Source organism: Actinomadura luzonensis, from assembly GCF_022664455.2.
In the GTDB taxonomy this organism is placed as follows: Bacteria; Actinomycetota; Actinomycetes; order Streptosporangiales; family Streptosporangiaceae; genus Nonomuraea; species Nonomuraea luzonensis.
Genome location: NZ_JAKRKC020000001.1, coordinates 3,302,411 through 3,317,009, shown reverse-complemented (window position 1 = coordinate 3,317,009; position 14,599 = coordinate 3,302,411). Strand labels below are relative to the sequence as shown.

13 protein-coding genes and 1 pseudogene are annotated in these 14,599 nt (G+C 71.0%); 6 read left to right on the top strand and 8 right to left on the bottom strand.

Translation table 11 applies throughout. The features are described from left to right. Nucleotides 1–66: 66 nt before the first annotated feature. The 4 genes from MF672_RS16210 to MF672_RS16195 are packed head-to-tail and all read right to left on the bottom strand — an operon-like array spanning nucleotide 67 to nucleotide 3,536. On the bottom strand, nucleotides 67–1,017 hold the full coding sequence (locus tag MF672_RS16210; RefSeq protein WP_242375168.1) for an alpha/beta hydrolase: 951 nt from the start codon (nucleotides 1,015–1,017) through the stop codon (nucleotides 67–69). Next, entirely contained in the window at nucleotides 1,014–2,183 is a 1,170-nt protein-coding gene (locus MF672_RS16205; RefSeq protein WP_242375169.1) for an FAD-dependent monooxygenase, read from the bottom strand. The genes MF672_RS16210 and MF672_RS16205 overlap by 4 nt, the downstream gene beginning before the upstream one ends. After that, a complete protein-coding gene (locus MF672_RS16200) occupies nucleotides 2,173–2,649 on the bottom strand; it encodes a GbsR/MarR family transcriptional regulator (protein ID WP_242375170.1) in 477 nt (158 codons plus the stop codon). Before MF672_RS16200 ends, MF672_RS16205 begins: the two co-directional genes overlap by 11 nt. A 23-nt stretch (nucleotides 2,650–2,672) precedes the next feature. Continuing rightward, nucleotides 2,673–3,536 carry a LysR family transcriptional regulator gene (locus MF672_RS16195; RefSeq protein WP_242375171.1) on the bottom strand — a complete coding sequence of 288 codons (864 nt, stop codon included), beginning with the start codon at nucleotides 3,534–3,536 and terminating at the stop codon, nucleotides 2,673–2,675. A gap of 59 nt (nucleotides 3,537–3,595) precedes the next feature. Here MF672_RS16195 and MF672_RS16190 point away from each other — a divergent pair, with 59 nt between their 5' ends. Continuing rightward, on the top strand, nucleotides 3,596–4,411 hold the full coding sequence (locus MF672_RS16190; RefSeq protein ID WP_242375172.1) for an alpha/beta fold hydrolase: 816 nt from the start codon (nucleotides 3,596–3,598) through the stop codon (nucleotides 4,409–4,411). A gap of 46 nt (nucleotides 4,412–4,457) precedes the next feature. On the opposite strand, the gene MF672_RS51380 is transcribed toward MF672_RS16190, so the two are convergent. Then, nucleotides 4,458–6,311: an extracellular catalytic domain type 1 short-chain-length polyhydroxyalkanoate depolymerase gene (locus MF672_RS51380; RefSeq protein ID WP_302893218.1), complete on the bottom strand. Its 1,854-nt coding sequence runs from the start codon at nucleotides 6,309–6,311 to the stop codon at nucleotides 4,458–4,460. A gap of 244 nt (nucleotides 6,312–6,555) precedes the next feature. Between MF672_RS51380 and MF672_RS16175 the strand changes: the two genes are divergently transcribed. Continuing rightward, the gene (locus tag MF672_RS16175) at nucleotides 6,556–7,074 is read left to right on the top strand and encodes a MarR family winged helix-turn-helix transcriptional regulator (protein WP_242375173.1); all 519 of its coding nucleotides are present in this window, start codon (nucleotides 6,556–6,558) and stop codon (nucleotides 7,072–7,074) included. 40 nt (nucleotides 7,075–7,114) lie between these two features. On the opposite strand, the gene MF672_RS16170 is transcribed toward MF672_RS16175, so the two are convergent. After that, a complete protein-coding gene (locus MF672_RS16170; protein ID WP_242375174.1) occupies nucleotides 7,115–8,338 on the bottom strand; it encodes a serine hydrolase domain-containing protein in 1,224 nt (407 codons plus the stop codon). A gap of 451 nt (nucleotides 8,339–8,789) precedes the next feature. Here MF672_RS16170 and MF672_RS16165 point away from each other — a divergent pair, with 451 nt between their 5' ends. Next, nucleotides 8,790–9,614: a hypothetical protein gene (locus MF672_RS16165; protein WP_242375175.1), complete on the top strand. Its 825-nt coding sequence runs from the start codon at nucleotides 8,790–8,792 to the stop codon at nucleotides 9,612–9,614. A gap of 17 nt (nucleotides 9,615–9,631) precedes the next feature. On the opposite strand, the gene MF672_RS16160 is transcribed toward MF672_RS16165, so the two are convergent. Further along, on the bottom strand, nucleotides 9,632–10,201 hold the full coding sequence (locus MF672_RS16160) for a dienelactone hydrolase family protein (RefSeq protein ID WP_242375176.1): 570 nt from the start codon (nucleotides 10,199–10,201) through the stop codon (nucleotides 9,632–9,634). A 59-nt stretch (nucleotides 10,202–10,260) separates the two neighbouring features. On the opposite strand from MF672_RS16160, the gene MF672_RS16155 reads away from it, so the two are divergent. The 3 genes and pseudogenes from MF672_RS16155 to MF672_RS51375 form a co-directional block, all read left to right on the top strand. Further along, nucleotides 10,261–10,830, top strand: a complete 570-nt coding sequence (locus tag MF672_RS16155; RefSeq protein WP_242375177.1) for an ArsR/SmtB family transcription factor — start codon at nucleotides 10,261–10,263, stop codon at nucleotides 10,828–10,830. A 4-nt stretch (nucleotides 10,831–10,834) separates the two neighbouring features. After that, a complete protein-coding gene (locus MF672_RS16150; RefSeq protein ID WP_242375178.1) occupies nucleotides 10,835–11,962 on the top strand; it encodes a winged helix DNA-binding domain-containing protein in 1,128 nt (375 codons plus the stop codon). Between the two features lie 181 nt (nucleotides 11,963–12,143). Further along, a pseudogene (locus MF672_RS51375) lies at nucleotides 12,144–12,536 on the top strand (recombinase family protein); the annotation flags it as partial. A 295-nt stretch (nucleotides 12,537–12,831) separates the two neighbouring features. Here the strand turns inward: MF672_RS51375 and ltrA are convergent. Next, nucleotides 12,832–14,337 carry a group II intron reverse transcriptase/maturase gene (ltrA, locus tag MF672_RS16135; RefSeq protein WP_242384135.1) on the bottom strand — a complete coding sequence of 502 codons (1,506 nt, stop codon included), beginning with the start codon at nucleotides 14,335–14,337 and terminating at the stop codon, nucleotides 12,832–12,834. Nucleotides 14,338–14,599: the final 262 nt, after the last annotated feature.

Sequence of the window (14,599 nt, the reverse complement as noted above, 5' to 3'; positions counted from 1 at the left end):
AAGCAGACGCGTGTGCGGACGACGCGCGCCATCGGTGCGGGTTCGGTGCAGAAGGCGCGTGAACGGTCACTGGGGGGTGAACTCGGGCCGCAGCCCCTCGGCGCGCACCCGAGCGGCCGGCGGGGAGGGGACGAACGGCTGCGCCTCGACCAGGTGCCGGCGGAACCATTCGGCCGCGAGCCGCATCGCCTGCCCGAGCCCGGGTTCCACGGACAGGCCGCGCTCGTCGTAGGGCAGGATCTCCAGGCGTTTCGGTTCGCGGGCCCGGTCGTAGGCGGTCAGGACCTCGTCGATGTCGTGGGTGAGGTCCTCGCGCCCGGTGACCATGAGGAGCGGCCGCGGGGCGACGCGCTCGAGGAACGCCTCCGGCGCCCATTGCAGCACCTGGGCCAGCGACTCGGCCTCCACCTCGTCGTCGAACGTCGGGAAGACCTCCTTGGCGAGCCGCAGGTAGTCCACGATGTGCGGGTCGCCGGTGCCGAGCAGCGGCATGCGGATGCCCTCGCCGGTCTCCTGGCGTTGCCGCAGGTCCTGGTCGACGACGTCGAGCATCGCCTGGACGCCGGCCCGGCCGCGGGCCTTCTCCATGGCGCGCCAGCCGTTGAACATGCTGGGGTTCTGGCAGGCGACGCATCGCACCCGGCGGTCGAGGGCTGCGGCCTGGATCGCCACGGTGGCGCCCAGGCTGTGCCCCCACAGCCCGATCCTGTCCGCGTCGACCTCGGGCCGGCCCTGGAGGCAGGTGACGGCATTGCGGACGTCGTCCACGTACCGGTGCGGGAAGACCTGGCCGCGCGGCCGGCCCTCGCTGGCGCCGATGGTGCGGTAGTCGAGGGCGAGGACGGCGAAGCCGGCCTGGACCAGGTAGGCGGCGCCGGGCGCCAGCGCCTCCTTGACCATGTGGACGCTGTGTCCCATCACCACGCCGGGCACCGGCCCGTCGGCTTCCTGGGGCAGGTGGAGGTCGGCCGCGCAGTGCACGTCGCCGCTGCGGAACCTGATGTGCTCGATCGTCATCGTGCGCCTTCCGTGGACAGAGCGGGAGGAGCCCACTCCCAGAGCCGGGCGCTCTTGCGGCGGGCCACGCCGGAGGAGGCCAGGCGGGTCATCGTGGTCATGAGCCGGTAGGTGGCCGGGCTGGTGGACAGGCTGAGCCTGGGGTCGGTCCTGGCCATGCGCTGCACCTGCTGGGTACGGGGCCGGCGGGCCTGGTCGTAACGGGCGAGGGCCTGCGGGACGGAGCTCGCCGTGGCCGCCTCGGCGGCGAGCACGACGGCGTCCTCCAGCGCCTGGCAGGCGCCCTGGGCCAGGAAGGGGGTCATGGCGTGGGCGGCGTCGCCGAGCAGCGCGACGCGGCCCTCGGCGTAGGAGGGCAGCGGGTCCAGGTCGTGGATGTCGTGGCACAGCACCGCTCCGGGCGGCGTGGCGGCCAGCAGGGCCGGGATGGGTTCGTGCCAGCCGCGCGTGCGGGCCGCCACCTCGCCAAGGTCGTCGTCGAAGCGCAGGCCCGGCTGCTCCTGCCGGACGGTGAGGAACCAGAACACCCGCTCCGCGGTCAGCGGGTGCGCGCCGAACCGGGCGCCGCGGCCCCAGGTCTGGAACCCGCGCACCGCCCGGACCGCGCCCGGCTCGGTCACCCCGCGCCAGCACAGGATGCGCTGGAAGACGGGCTCGGGCGCGTCCGGCCAGACGCGGCGGCGTACCGTGCTGTGGATGCCGTCCGCTCCCACCAGCAGGTCGGCCCGCAGTTCGCCGCCGTCCCGGCAGGTGACCGTGACGCCGTCGCCGTCCTGGCGGACGCCGGTCACCTCGGCACCGGTGCGGATCCGCTCGGCCGGCACGTGCCGGGCCAGCACGCGCTGCAGGTCGGCGCGGTGGTTGGCGAGCAGTGGCGGGTCGGCGTCCGGCTGGAACCGCATCAGGTAGGTCCCGTCCGGCAGCCGCATCGTGGCGCCCGCCTCGGTGGGCACCGAGCACGCCCGGAACTCCTCGCCGACGCCCAGCGCGTCGGCCGCGCGCAGCGCGTTGGGCGCGAACGACCAGCCGGCGCCCACCTCCCCCAGCTCCGGGGCCCGCTCCAGCACGGTCACGTCCCACCCGCCGCGCAGCAGGCCGACGGCCGCGGCCAGCCCGCCGATCCCGGCCCCGGCCACGATGGCGCTGCGGCCCTGCTCACGCCTCATCGGCAGCTCCCTCGTTCGGCTGCGGCCCGGGCATGCTCGCGAAGGCCTTGTCCATCCAGTCGAAGACGTTGTGCGCCGCGCGCAGCCGCCCGGCGCGCGCCGGGTCGGAGCCGGTCAGCTCCATGCCCGCCGCGGTGATCTCGCGGAAGGCGGCCAGGCCCGCCACCCTGCGCCGGACGACCCGTTCCCAGGCGTCGTCGTCCACGCGGTAGTAGTGGGTCTTCTGCCCTGGTCGGGTGCGGCGGCGCACGAACCCGGCGTCGATGAGCAGGCGCATGCTGGTGGCCAGCGACGCCCTGCTCGCGCCGATCGCCTCGGCGATCTGGCCGGCCGACTGCTCCGGCGGGTCGCAGATCATCAGCCAGGCCAGCACGCGGCCGGCGATGGGCGGCACGGCGTACTCGTCGATGCAGAACACCGCCGCCTGCTCCACCCACTCCATGATGCGCTCACGGTCGCCCGTCATTCCAGACATGCAGGAGAAGGACGTCAGCGATCTTCTTCCTCGAACTGCCGGAGGAAGGCGCGCGCCGCGGGCGCGCAGTCCTGGAGGGACGGGACGGCCAGCGCCAGCGACCGCGTCATCCTCGGCGCCAGGGGCCGCACCGTCACGGCGCCGAGGTCGGCCGGCAGGCCCAGCGTGGGCACGATGCTGACGCCGAGCCCGGCGGCCACCATCTCCAGGATGGCGGCGGGGCCGCCGGCCTCGTAGGCGATGTCCAGCCGGACGCCCGCCGCCTGCGAGGCGCCCATGATCAGGGGACGGCAGCCCGCCGTGCTGAGGATGAACGGCTGCCCGGCGAGGTCGGCGAGGCGCACGTCGGGCCGCCGGGCCAGGGGGTGGCCGGCGGGCAGCACGGCCACCATGTCGTGGGTGCTGAGGTGGAGGGTGTGCAGGCCGGGCGCGGGCAGCGTGACGACGCCGATCTCGGCCGCCCCCCGGCTCAGCCAGGCGCGGATGTCGTCGTCGACGCCTTCGAACAGGCGGATCTGGACCTGCGGGTAGCGGTCGGTGAACGCCCGCAGCGGCCGGGCCATGAGGGTGCCGGTGGCGCTGGGGAGGCTGGCCAGGCGCAGCATCCCGGTCACCTGCCCGGCGGCGGCCGCGACCTCGGCCCGGATGAGGTCGAAGCTCCGCAGGGTCTCGCGGGCGCGGGCGAGGGCGCGCCGGCCGGCCTCGGTGAGGGCGATCCCGTCGCGGTGCCGGACGAACAGGGGCGCGCCGAGCTCCCGCTCCAGGCCGGTGACGGCGCGGCTCACGGCGGGCTGGGACATGCCGATGTGCTCGGCCGCGGCCGTGAAGCCGCCGTGTTCGGCCACCGCGATGAACGCCCGGAGCTGCGCCAACGTCATAGCGGCATACCCTAAATGATATTTGACGAAAGCCGGATCAGAACCGGATGGTTATGCCCATGATCCAGAGATTGACGATCGAGGTGGACGGGCGGCAGGCCAGTTACCTGACCGCGGGCGAGCGTGGGCCGGTGGTGCTGTTGCTGCACGGCACGTACTGGAGCCGGGTGTGGCTGCCGGTGCTCAGTGACCTGGCGGCGGCCGGGCTGCGTCCCGTGGCGGTGGACCTGCCCGGCCTGGGCCGGTCGGAGGGGGAGCTCACGCTGGAGACGGCGGCGGTGCCCGCGCTGGCGTCGTGGGTGGCGCGTTTCGCCGCGGCGCTCGGGGCGCGGGGGCCCCTGAGCGTCGCCGGGCACGACATCGGCGGCGCGATCGCCCAGCACCTGCTGGTGCGCGGGGAGCTGGACGTCGGCCGGCTGGCCCTGGTCAACTCCGTCACCTACGACTCCTGGCCGGTGCCGGGGGTGGCCCGCTACCGGGACCCGGCCGTGGTGGCCGCGACGACGGTGGAGGAGCTGCTCGCGGCCCGCCGTACGGCGGTGACGACCGCCCTGGCCAGGCCCGCGACGGAGGCGGAGCTCGCCGACTACCTCGACCCGTGGACCGACCCGCGCGTGTGCCGCTCCTGGATGGCGCTGGCCGGCGCCGCCGACAGCAGCTACACCCTGGACCTGGTGCCCGCCCTGCGCGCGGACACCACGCCGAAGCTGCTGGTGTGGGGCGAGGACGACACGTTCCAGGAGGTCGCGTACGCCGAGCGCTTCGCCCGGGAGATGCCGGGCACCACCCTGGCCCGGGTGCCGCGGGCGGGGCACATCCCGATGGAGAACGCCCCCGGGACGGTGGCCGGCGCGTTGTCCGCCTTCTTCCGCTGATCACGGCCCCGGTGGCGGGACCGTGATCAGCGGAGCGCGCGGGCGGTCAGGCGCAGGTGTAGCCGGACGGCAGGGCGGTGTTGCCGTTGGGCCTGCTCGCCTGGAAGCCGAAGCTGGTGGTGCTGGCTCCCGGCGCGAGCGTGCCGTTGAAGCTCACGCTCCTGACCGTGACGGTCTGCCCGCTGGTGGTGACGGTGGCGTTCCACGAGCCGGTGAGCGTGTGCCCGGCCGGGAGCGTGAACGTGACCGTCCAGCTGGTGATCGTCGCGGTGCTGGTGTTGGTGATGGTCAGCGGCTGGATCACGTACCCGGTCGCCCACTGGGACTGCACGGTCGGGGTGGCCGAGCAGGCGCCGGTGGTGCCGCCCTGCGTAGTGACCTGGACGGTGCCGGACACCGCCGAGACGTTGCCGGCGGCGTCGCGGGCCCGGACCTGGTAGCGGTAGGTGGTGCCCGCGGTCAGGCCCGTGTCGGTGAACGAGGTCGTGGCCGAGGTGCCGGCCTGGGTGAACGTCCCGCCCGACGCGCCGGGGGCGCGCAGGATGTCGTAGCCGGTCACGCCGGTGTCGTCGGTGGAGGCCGTCCAGGTCAGGGTGGTGCCGGTGGCGGTGGTGTTCGAGGCGGTGAGCCCGGACGGGGCGGTCGGCGGCGTGGTGTCGCCTCCGCCGGCGGTCGTGGTGAAGGTGGCGGTCGCGGAGTTGCCCGACAGGTTGCCCGCGCCGTCCCGCGCCCGGACGTACACCTGGTACTGCGTGCCGGCCGTCAGGCCGGTCAGGGTGATCGAGGTGGTGGCGGACTGGCCGAGCTGCGGGTCGGTGGCGCCCTGCTCGCGGTAGACGTTGTAGCCGGCCAGGCCGGAGCCGCCCTGGTCGGTGGACGCGGCCCAGGTCAGCGTGGCGCTGGTGGCGGTCACGTTCGACACCGCCGGGGTGCCGGGCGTGGTCGGCGGCGTGGTGTCGGTCTGGCTGGTGGTCAGGCCGAAGAACTGGACGGCGTAGAGCGCCATGCCGCTCTGCGGGAGGACGTGCCCGGCGCCCTGGACGCTGTACGCCTCCACCTGCACGGTGCCGGAGGTGTCGGCGTACCGGCTGCGGGTCCAGCCCGACTGCGGGGTGTCGGTGCTGGTCGGGGTCTGGCTCAGCCCGAACACGTTGGTCCACTGCTCGATCGACTCCCGCAGCAGCGAGTACGGCACCAGGGTGTCGCTGGTGCCGTGCCACAGCTGGACGCGCGGGCGGGGGCCGGAGTATCCCGGGTACGCCTGGCGGACCGCGTCGCCCCACTGCTGGGGTGTGCGGTCCATGCTCCCGCCGGTGCACTTGCTGCTTCCGGGCGGGTAGTCGGCGGCGCCGGCGAAGCAGTTGAAGGGCACGCCCATGAAGGAGGCGCCCGCCTTGAACACGTCCGGGTAGAGGGCGAGCATGTGCTGCGTCATCATGCCGCCGGACGAGCTTCCGGTGGCGTAGACGCGGTTCGGGTCTCCCTGGTAGGTCCGCTCGACGTAGTTGATCATCGAGATGATCGAGACCGGGTCGCTGCCGCCGCCGCGCTGCTTGGCCGCGTCCGACCAGGTGTCGAAGCAGTTGCCGAACCCCGCCGACTGGGTGGCGGTCGGGTAGATGACGACGAAGCCGTAGCGGTCCGCCAGCGAGGCGAACTCGCTGCCCTGGTAGAAGCCGGGGCCGGAGCCGCCGCAGCCGTGCATCGCCACCACGATCGCCGGCGAGGCCGGGTGCGAGTCCGGCACGTAGACGTGCATCCGCATGTTGCCCGGGTTGGTGCCGAAGCTGGTCACCTCCACCAGACTGGCGGCGGCGGCCGGCGATCCGAGCACCACGGTCATGACGGCAAAGAGCGCCGCGGCGCAGGCACTGGCCAGCACGGTGGTCAATCGTGTCATTCGCGCTCCTCCTCTCCTTGTCCGCGGCGCGCCGCGGACCGGTCCGCCGCGTAATGAGGTCGGTCGCTGGAAAATAGAAGCGCCACTCTCCACCGTCAATGCGCGCCCGGTGCGGCTGCCCGCCGGTCCACCTGGGGTGAAGTTGTTTCCCCTGGTTATCAAGTACCTTGTTATCAAGGCACTTGATAACGGGATGAAACTTACATTCGCGGCCCCTTTCGGCGGGGCGCGATATCGTCTCCTGGTGACCGATCCGGGTACCCCCGCGGCCGCTGCGCCGGACGCCCCGCCGCCCCATGTGAGCTATCTGGTGTTCCGGCTGGAACGCCGCATCCGCGCCTGCCTGGATGACGCGCTGGCCCGGCACGGCATGACGACCACCGGATACATGGCGCTCGCCGAGCTGCGCCTCCGCGACGCGCCGTCCTCGGCCGACCTGGCCCGCATCGCCTTCGTCACCCCGCAGGCGATGAACCTGGTCATCCGCGACCTCGAACAACGCGGCCTGATCCGCCGCGAGCCGCATCCCCGCGGCGGCCGCGCGCTGCGCACCCGCCTCACCGCGAAGGGCCTGAGCACCCTGCGGCGGTGCGACCGCTCCCTCGACGACATCGAAGCCGTCATGCTCGCCGAGATCGACGTCCCGGACCGCGCCGCGCTCGCGGAGACGCTCACGCGGTGCGCCCGGGCCCTCCACCCGGACGCGCGGGCCCTCGCCCCGGTCCTCCGCTCGCAGGAGCCGCCGCCGTCACCCTGGCCGTAGTCACGCCCGATCGGGCGCGCCCGCGCCCGGCGGCCGGGGCTCAGTCGTCGAGGGCCTGGTAGAGGGTGGTCCAGAAGTCGTTCATCAGGTGGGCCGGGTTGGGCACGGAGTAGCCGAGCTGGCAGAGCAGGATGCCGGTGAGCTGGTTGGCGGGGTCGGCGTAGGCGGAGGTGCCGCTGCCGCCGTCCCAGCCGAACTGGCCGACGGGGGCGTAGTCGCCGCGGTAGGTGCGCACCGCCATGCCGAGCCCCCAGCCGCCCTGCTGGCCCTGGCCGAAGGAGATGTGCACGTTGTTGACCGCCAGGGCCGTGCGGGCGGCGTTCTGCTCGGGGGTGAGCCGGTTGGTGGTCATCAGCTCGACGGCCGGCCTCGACAGGATGCGCCTGCCGCGGTGCAGGCCGCCGTTGAGCAGCATCTGGAAGTAGGCGTGGTAGTCGTCGGCGGTGGAGACCAGTCCGCCGCCGCCGCCCTGGAACGCCGGCGGTGTGCTCCACCGGCCGTTCTCTGGCTCGTCCCAGGCGAGGAACTCGCCGGTGGCCGGGTCGGGGGCGTACAGGGTGGGCAGCCGGTCGATCTGGTCGGCGGGCACGTGGAAGCCGGTGTCGGTCATGCCGAGAGGCTCGAAGACGCGCTCACGCAGGAACTCCTCGAACGACTGGCCGGTGACCCGGGAGACGAGGACGCCGACCAGGTCGCTGCTGATGTGGTACTGCCACTGCTCGCCGGGCTGGTACATCAGCGGCAGCTCGCCCAGGCGGCGCATCCACTCGTCCGGCTCGGGCACCGGGGTCGGCAGGTTCGGGGTGAGGCCCTTCTCGAAGACGGCGTTCATGATCGGCTTGCCCAGGGCGGTGAAGTCCATGCCGAGACCGAACGTGGAGGTCAGCACGTCCCGTACGGTGATCGGCCGGCGCGCCGGGACGGTGTCGTCCAGTTCGGCGTCGGGCCGCGTCAGCACCTGACGGTCGGCCAGCTCGGGCAGCCACGGATCGACCACGTCGTCCAGCCGCAGCCGGCACTCGTCCAGCAGCACCATCGCCGCGGCGATCGAGACCGGCTTCGAGGTGGAGGCCATCCGGAAGATCGTGTCGCGGCGCATCGGCGCGCCGCCGTCGTGCCGCATCGTGCCGAGCGCCTCGACGTGCGCCCGGCCGCCCCGGCTGACCAGGGCGACCACGCCCGGGATCTTCCCCGAGTCGACATGCCGGGCCAGCACCTCGCGCACCCTGCGCAGCCCTGCCTCGGAGAAACCGGCGGTTCCCATGATCAAGCTCCTTGCCCGCAGGCCGATGCCCGCGATGTCCGGCGTCATTGCCTTGGTCGGGTGCCGGGTCCGCCCCGGCACGCCTCCACGATCGCCGGAGGCGCTGACACCGGACCGTCGCCGTCCTGACACGGCCCTCCGCTCCCGAAGGTGGCTCCAGCCACAAAGTAGCGATGAGCTGGATCACGGTTGCGGTTCGTGGTCGTCACGAATCGCGCGTACCGGGGCGTAGGGGTGTTCCCCGTTCGATCGTGTTGCCCCAGACGGGCGCGACACGTCTGGGCTTTGGTCTGTTGCTGAAATTCTTCGAGCAGGAGGGCCGGTTCCCGCGGCACGCGGGCGAGGTACCCAAGGCCGCCGTCGACTACGTGGCGGGGCAGGTGAAGGTCGGCCCTGCGCTGTTCTGGGACCTCGGTGGTCTGGGTCGACGATCGGGTACCACCGCAAGCAGGTGCGTGAGGCGCTGGGGTTTCGGGAGTCGACCCGGGCGGATGAGGACGTGCTGGCCACGTGGCTGGCAGACAAGATCTGTCCGATGGTGTTCACCGACGAGGGGCTGCGGGCGGCGCTGCTGGCCCGCTGCCGGACGTTGAAGATTGAGTCGCCGGGCCGGGTCGAGCGGATAGCAGGAGCAGGCAGAGCACGCTCCGAGCGGGAGTTCTCCCTGCATGTGCTGAACGGGTCGTCGGCGGACTCGACGCGGGCGCCGTGGGAGCTGGCCACAGGCGAAGACGGGTTCCTGCAGGAGCTGAGGTCCGACCCTGGCCGGCTGGGCCTGGAGACGTTGCTGGAGGAGATCCGGAAGCTGCGGCGGGCCAGGACGCTCGGGCTTCCAGCAGATCTGCTCGGCGGCTACTCGGATCGGCTGGTGGCCTCCTGGCGGGCCCGGGCGATTCGATCGTCGTTGATGGGGGCGCTGGTCAACACCCGGGCGGAGCGGAAGGTCGAGCGGGCGATCGAGGCCGAGGCCAAGAAGGTGCACCGCAAGACCGAGAAGCTGTTCTCCATCGCCGAGGCATCACTGTGGTGGCCGGAGGGGACGGTCCGGCAGGTGGTGTTCCCCGCGGTAGCGGGCGGGGAGGCGACGTTGAAGGCGCTGGTGGCCGAGGCGAAAGCGGACGCCAAGACGTTCAAGGCCCAGGTGCGGACCGTGCTGACCAGCTCGTATTCGTCCTACTACCGGCGGATGCTGCCCAAGCTGATGGCCGCGATCGAGTTCAAGTGCGATGCGGGCACCACGGAACTGGTCACTCTGGGCGTACTCAGCAGCCATTGAGGCAGTATCCCTGTCCGTCACGGTGCGGTTCGGCCGAGGAAGTCGAGTGTGCGGCGCATGAGCAGCGCGGCCGCGTGGGCGTCATAGGAGGGCAGGCCGGCGTCGGCGAACAGGTGCCGGTCACCCGGGTAGACGAACAGCTCGCCGTGCTTGGCCGAGGCGACCAGGGTGCGGGCGGCGTCAAGGTCGCCGTCGCCGGCGAAGACCGGGTCGGCGTCCATGCCGTGGATCTGCACGGGCAGCTCTTCCGGCCACTCCGCGGCGGGTAGGCAGGCCTCGAAGAGCAGCGCCCCGCGGGCGCCCGGCCGCGCCTGCGCCAGCGTCTGGGCCGGCATGACGCCGAGCGACCAGCCGGCGTACACCATCTCGCTCGGCAGAGTGTCGGCAGTGCGGACACCCTGCTGGAGAAGGTTGTCGAAGCCGATCTTCTCGGCGTGGGCCAGGCCGTCGTCCAGGCTGGCGAAGGTGCGCCCGGCGAAGAGATCCGGTGCGTGCACGGTGTGCCCGGCCTGGCGTAGCTCGTCGGCGAAGCCGAGGAATCCGGTCGTCTGCCCCTGAATGTGGTGAAACAACAAGATCTCTGCCATGAGCCGCCTCCTATGAACCGTATATCTCGAACAATCGAAGATGGTAGATTAGTCTGGATATGTCAACCAATGTTCCCGACTACGAGCTCGCCGACACCATCGTGCTCACCACCGCGGAGCAGGTCCGAGCCATCAGCGATCCGCTGCGCACCACGATCCTCGGCCTCCTGCACGAGCGGGCCGCGACCGTGACCGAGCTGGCCACCGCGGTCAAACGGCCCAAGAGCACGGTCGCGCACCACGTCAACGTTCTGGCCGAGGCCGGGCTGCTGTACGTGGTACGGACCCGGCGCGTACGGGCGATCGACGAGCGCTACTACGGCCGCACAGCCCGGATGTTCTACGTCGGCGTCGGCCAAGCCCCGGGCGGCGGCCCACTGCCGCTGGACTTCAACGACTTCGAGGTCGCGGCCAAGGAATCCGCCGCGGCCTATCAGGCTCACCAGCTGCACGCGTTCATCCGGCATGCCCGCATCTCGCCCGATCAGGCCACCGAGTTCTGGCACCGGATCAAAGACCTCGTGCAGGAGTTCGACCTGATACCTCGCTCCGGTGAGACGACCTACGGATTCGCCGTCGGCCTGTATCCCATGACGGACTATCCGACCCTGCCGGCCGAGGAGGAATGACGGCATGCTCACCACGCGCGAACTCAACCGGTCCACCCTGGCCCGCCAGCTACTTCTGGGGCGGGAGGCCCTCGATGTCACCGAGGCGGTGCGCCGGGTGGTCGCCCTGCAGGCGCAACACGCGGCTTCGCCGTACCTGGCACTATGGAACCGGATCACCGCGTTCGACCCGGCCGACCTGGACGCGGCCTTCGCCGACCGCAAGATCGTCAAGGCCACGCTCCTGCGGATCACGCTGCACGCCGTTCACGCCGACGACCATCCCCACCTCCATGAGGCGATGCAGCCCTCGCTGCGCGGCGCCCGGCTCGGCGACCCCCGCTTCACCCGCAGCGGCATCACCCCGGCCGACGCCGACGCACTGGTCGGCGACCTGCTGGCCTTCGCCGACCAGCCCCGGGTCGCGGACGAGATCCAGTCCTGGATCGAAGAGCGGCTCGGCGTTCCACCGAAGGGCGTGTGGTGGGCGCTGCGGACCTATGCGCCGCTCCTGCACGCTGCCACGGGAGCGCCGTGGTCTTTCGGCGCCCGCCCGGCCTACGTCGCCGCCGGAATCCCGCCGACGCTCGGAGCGGAAGCCGACCAGGCCCTGCAAACGCTGGTCCTGCGCTATCTGGAGGGGTTCGGCCCGGCGTCGGCTGTCGACGTGGCGCAATTCGCACTGGTGACCCGCAAGCGCGCCCGCGCCGCGATCGACGCCCTCGCAGGCACACTCCAGCGGCTGACCGGACCGGACGGCTCGGAGCTGTTCGACCTGCCAGGCGCGCCTCGCCCGGCCGGAGACACGCCCGCCCCCGCACGGCTGCTGCCCATGTGGGACAACGTCCTGCTCGCCCACGCCGACCGCAGCCGCATCATCCCGCCGCAGTATCGCAGGCTCGTCACCCGGACCAACGGCGATGTCCTGCCGACGCTCCTGGTCGACGGCTACGTCGCCGGCGTGTGGCGGCCGGCCGGCGACGGAATCGAGGCCACCGCGTTCCATCCGCTGCCCGGCCCGATATGGGACGAGCTGGCCGCCGAGGCGCAGGCGCTGACGGCGCTGCTGGCCGACCGCGAGCCGGGGGTATACCGCCGTTATGACCGCTGGTGGTCTGATCTACCCGGTGCGGAGGTACGGATCCTCCGTTAGGCGGATCATGACTCGGCGCGTGGGCGGCGCTGCGGCGGATGCTGGCTAACGCTTCTTCCGTGCCCCCCGTTGGAGAGCCGCCGCGGCGAGTCAGAACGTTCATCTTGCCGTTCATTTCCAGGTAGCGTTCAGCTACCCCTCGCGGCACGTTCGATGAACGAAGGGCGGCTCCTCGAAGGCGCTCACCGTCCAGAAGGTCGACCGCCTCGGCCGCAACCTCCTGGAAGGGCTGATCGTCCTCAACGACCTGTTCCAGCGCGGCGTCGGCGTCAAGGTCCTGGAGGGCACCGCGGCCGGTGAGCACACCGAACGCTCCCTCATCCTCGACCTTGCGCTTGCCCTGGCCGAAGACCGCCGCCGCGACATCACCCGCAAGACCATGAACGGTCTGGAGGCCGCCCGCAAACGCGGCCGGGTCGGCGGACGCCCACCCGTGGTCGACGACGACAAACGCGCCGCCATCCTCGCCCGCCGCGAACGCGGCGAATCCATCCGCACCATCGCCACCGGCGTCAAGGTCTCCATCGGCGTCGTCCACAAGACCCTCACTGACGCCAAGACCAAGGACACATAAGCCACCCCGGCGAACATCAGCGCTGGAACCGCTGGTGGCGACAACCCGAGCCCCGACGGCTCGCTAACGCTACTGGCCGGTCGGTTGCCCTCCCTCAGATACCCACATTGGCCGCCTGCAGGGCGACCACCTCGGCGAGGACCACGACGAACGGCGATCATGCCCGTTCGGGGCCCAGTTGGGTCGGGCCAGGGCGCGGTGCTGGTCTTGCGATTAGCCCGTTTCCCTGACCCGCCCGCCGAACCCGGCGTGCATGTCTCCATGCACCGGGCTCTCCGCGTGTCTTGCCCGGTGGTCAACCGCCTGCAGCGGCGGTTGCCGGTGGTGGTGTCCACGGCGTCGGAATCTTGGTTCCGCGATAGCGGTAACGGGTCACTTTGACGCTGGATGCGCCGGTGAACTCGACGCCGTTGCAGGCCAGCTTCCAGGTGCCGGGCAGGCAGAACCGGCGGATCAGCTGCTGCCAGCTGATCCGGGAGTGCTTGCGGAAGATCCAGGCGACGATGCGATGCCATGCGTGGTAATCAATCGCGCCGAAGATCGCCTTGGACACTCCGTGCCGGAAGTAGTTCGCCCATCCACGCAGCGTCCGGTTCAAGCTGATCAGCAGCTCGTCTGGGCGCATGTCCTGGTAGGCCCTGCGTGTTCGGTCTTTCACCTTGTCCTTGATCGCTTGGATCGCTCTCCTGGACGGTTTGGTGTAGACGTAGTACTTCTGCGTTCCTCGTTTGCGCTGCCTTCTGATGTGGAAGCCGAGGAAGTCGAAGCCCTCGTCGATGTGGACGACGCGGGTCTTGTCCGGTGACAGCCGCAGCCCCAGCGGGGCGAGCACGCCTGTCACCTCCTCGCGCAGGGCCTCGGCATGGTGGCGTTCGCCGGATACGACCACAACGAAGTCGTCGGCGTATCGGATGAGCCGCCAGTTGCCCAGGCCGTTCCTCCTGCGCCTGGCCCGCCACTTGTCGGTTCGCATCTCCCGTTTCCATTGCCGGTCGAAGTGCTCGTCCAGCGCGGATAAGGCGATGTTGGCCAGCAGCGGAGACAGGACGCCACCCTGGGGTGTTCCGGCCGGTGTCGCTTCCCAGTCTCCGATTGTCGTCATGACACCGGATTTCAGGAACGCCTTCACCAGCGTGTTCACGCGCTTGTCGGAGATCCTTGCCCGCAGCCGGGTCATCAGCGCCGTGTGCTCGATCTCGTCGAAACAGGCGTGGATGTCGGCCTCCAGGATCCAGTGGTACTTCATGGAGCCCGAGGACAGATGGTGGATCTCGGCGACGGCGTCGTGTGCTCGCCGGTTGGGGCGGAACCCATATGAGGACGGCAGAAAGTCCGCCTCGAAGATGGGTTCCAGCACCGCCTTGAGGCTGGCCTGGACCACTCGGTCGGCGATGGTGGGGATGCCCAGCTTGCGCAACTTGCCGCCCGCCTTGGGAATCATCACCTGCCGCACCTCAGCAGGTTCGAACTCGCCCGACTTCAGCGAGGTGCGAATCTGCGCCAGGAAAGCCTCAACCCCGATCCGGGTCTCGATCTGTAAGGCTGTGGCCCGATCGACTCCCGGAGTTCGTCCTCCGGTGTTGGTGGACACGCGTTCCCACGCGTGCATCAGAAACGCCGGGTCATAGACGAGGTTGAACAGGTCACCAAACCGGCGGTCAGGGTCTTTGACCGCCCACCGGTGCAACTTGCTCTGCATCCTCCGTACCGCCAGGTAAGCCGGATCAGCGTCCGGCCACCTCACGGCGCCGGCATTCACCGGCGCATCTTCGGACATTGCACTCTTCTCCTTGACCGACACGCTGCCGCCCTTCCCCACGTGCCGGGCTCTCCCCAGCTCCGAGTACTACGGCGGCTCCGCCCCGCTCGGGCCTTCGGCGGGCATCACACCTATCTCCCGCCGCCCGCCTGGAAAGGCAAGCAGCAGGAGAACGAACCCGAACGGTTCCCATGTTCACTGCTGTCCGATCAACGGGTTAGGCACCCGGCTCTACCCCTGCGGCCTCGCCACGGCTACGCCGTAGTCCTTCACCGTGACCTCCCAGCCCAGGCTGCCAATACCC

Excerpts from the sequence above, each read along its gene's own strand:
- MF672_RS16160 (WP_242375176.1), bottom strand. The coding sequence starts at position 10,201 with ATGGCAGAGATCTTGTTGTTTCACCACATTCAGGGGCAGACGACCGGA.
- MF672_RS16170 (WP_242375174.1), bottom strand. The coding sequence starts at position 8,338 with ATGGGAACCGCCGGTTTCTCCGAGGCAGGGCTGCGCAGGGTGCGCGAG.
- MF672_RS16190 (WP_242375172.1), top strand. The coding sequence starts at position 3,596 with ATGATCCAGAGATTGACGATCGAGGTGGACGGGCGGCAGGCCAGTTAC.
- MF672_RS16195 (WP_242375171.1), bottom strand. The coding sequence starts at position 3,536 with ATGACGTTGGCGCAGCTCCGGGCGTTCATCGCGGTGGCCGAACACGGC.
- MF672_RS16200 (WP_242375170.1), bottom strand. The coding sequence starts at position 2,649 with ATGACGGGCGACCGTGAGCGCATCATGGAGTGGGTGGAGCAGGCGGCG.
- MF672_RS16150 (WP_242375178.1), top strand. The coding sequence starts at position 10,835 with ATGCTCACCACGCGCGAACTCAACCGGTCCACCCTGGCCCGCCAGCTA.
- MF672_RS16210 (WP_242375168.1), bottom strand. The coding sequence starts at position 1,017 with ATGACGATCGAGCACATCAGGTTCCGCAGCGGCGACGTGCACTGCGCG.
- MF672_RS16205 (WP_242375169.1), bottom strand. The coding sequence starts at position 2,183 with ATGAGGCGTGAGCAGGGCCGCAGCGCCATCGTGGCCGGGGCCGGGATC.
- MF672_RS51380 (WP_302893218.1), bottom strand. The coding sequence starts at position 6,311 with ATGACACGATTGACCACCGTGCTGGCCAGTGCCTGCGCCGCGGCGCTC.
- MF672_RS16155 (WP_242375177.1), top strand. The coding sequence starts at position 10,261 with ATGTCAACCAATGTTCCCGACTACGAGCTCGCCGACACCATCGTGCTC.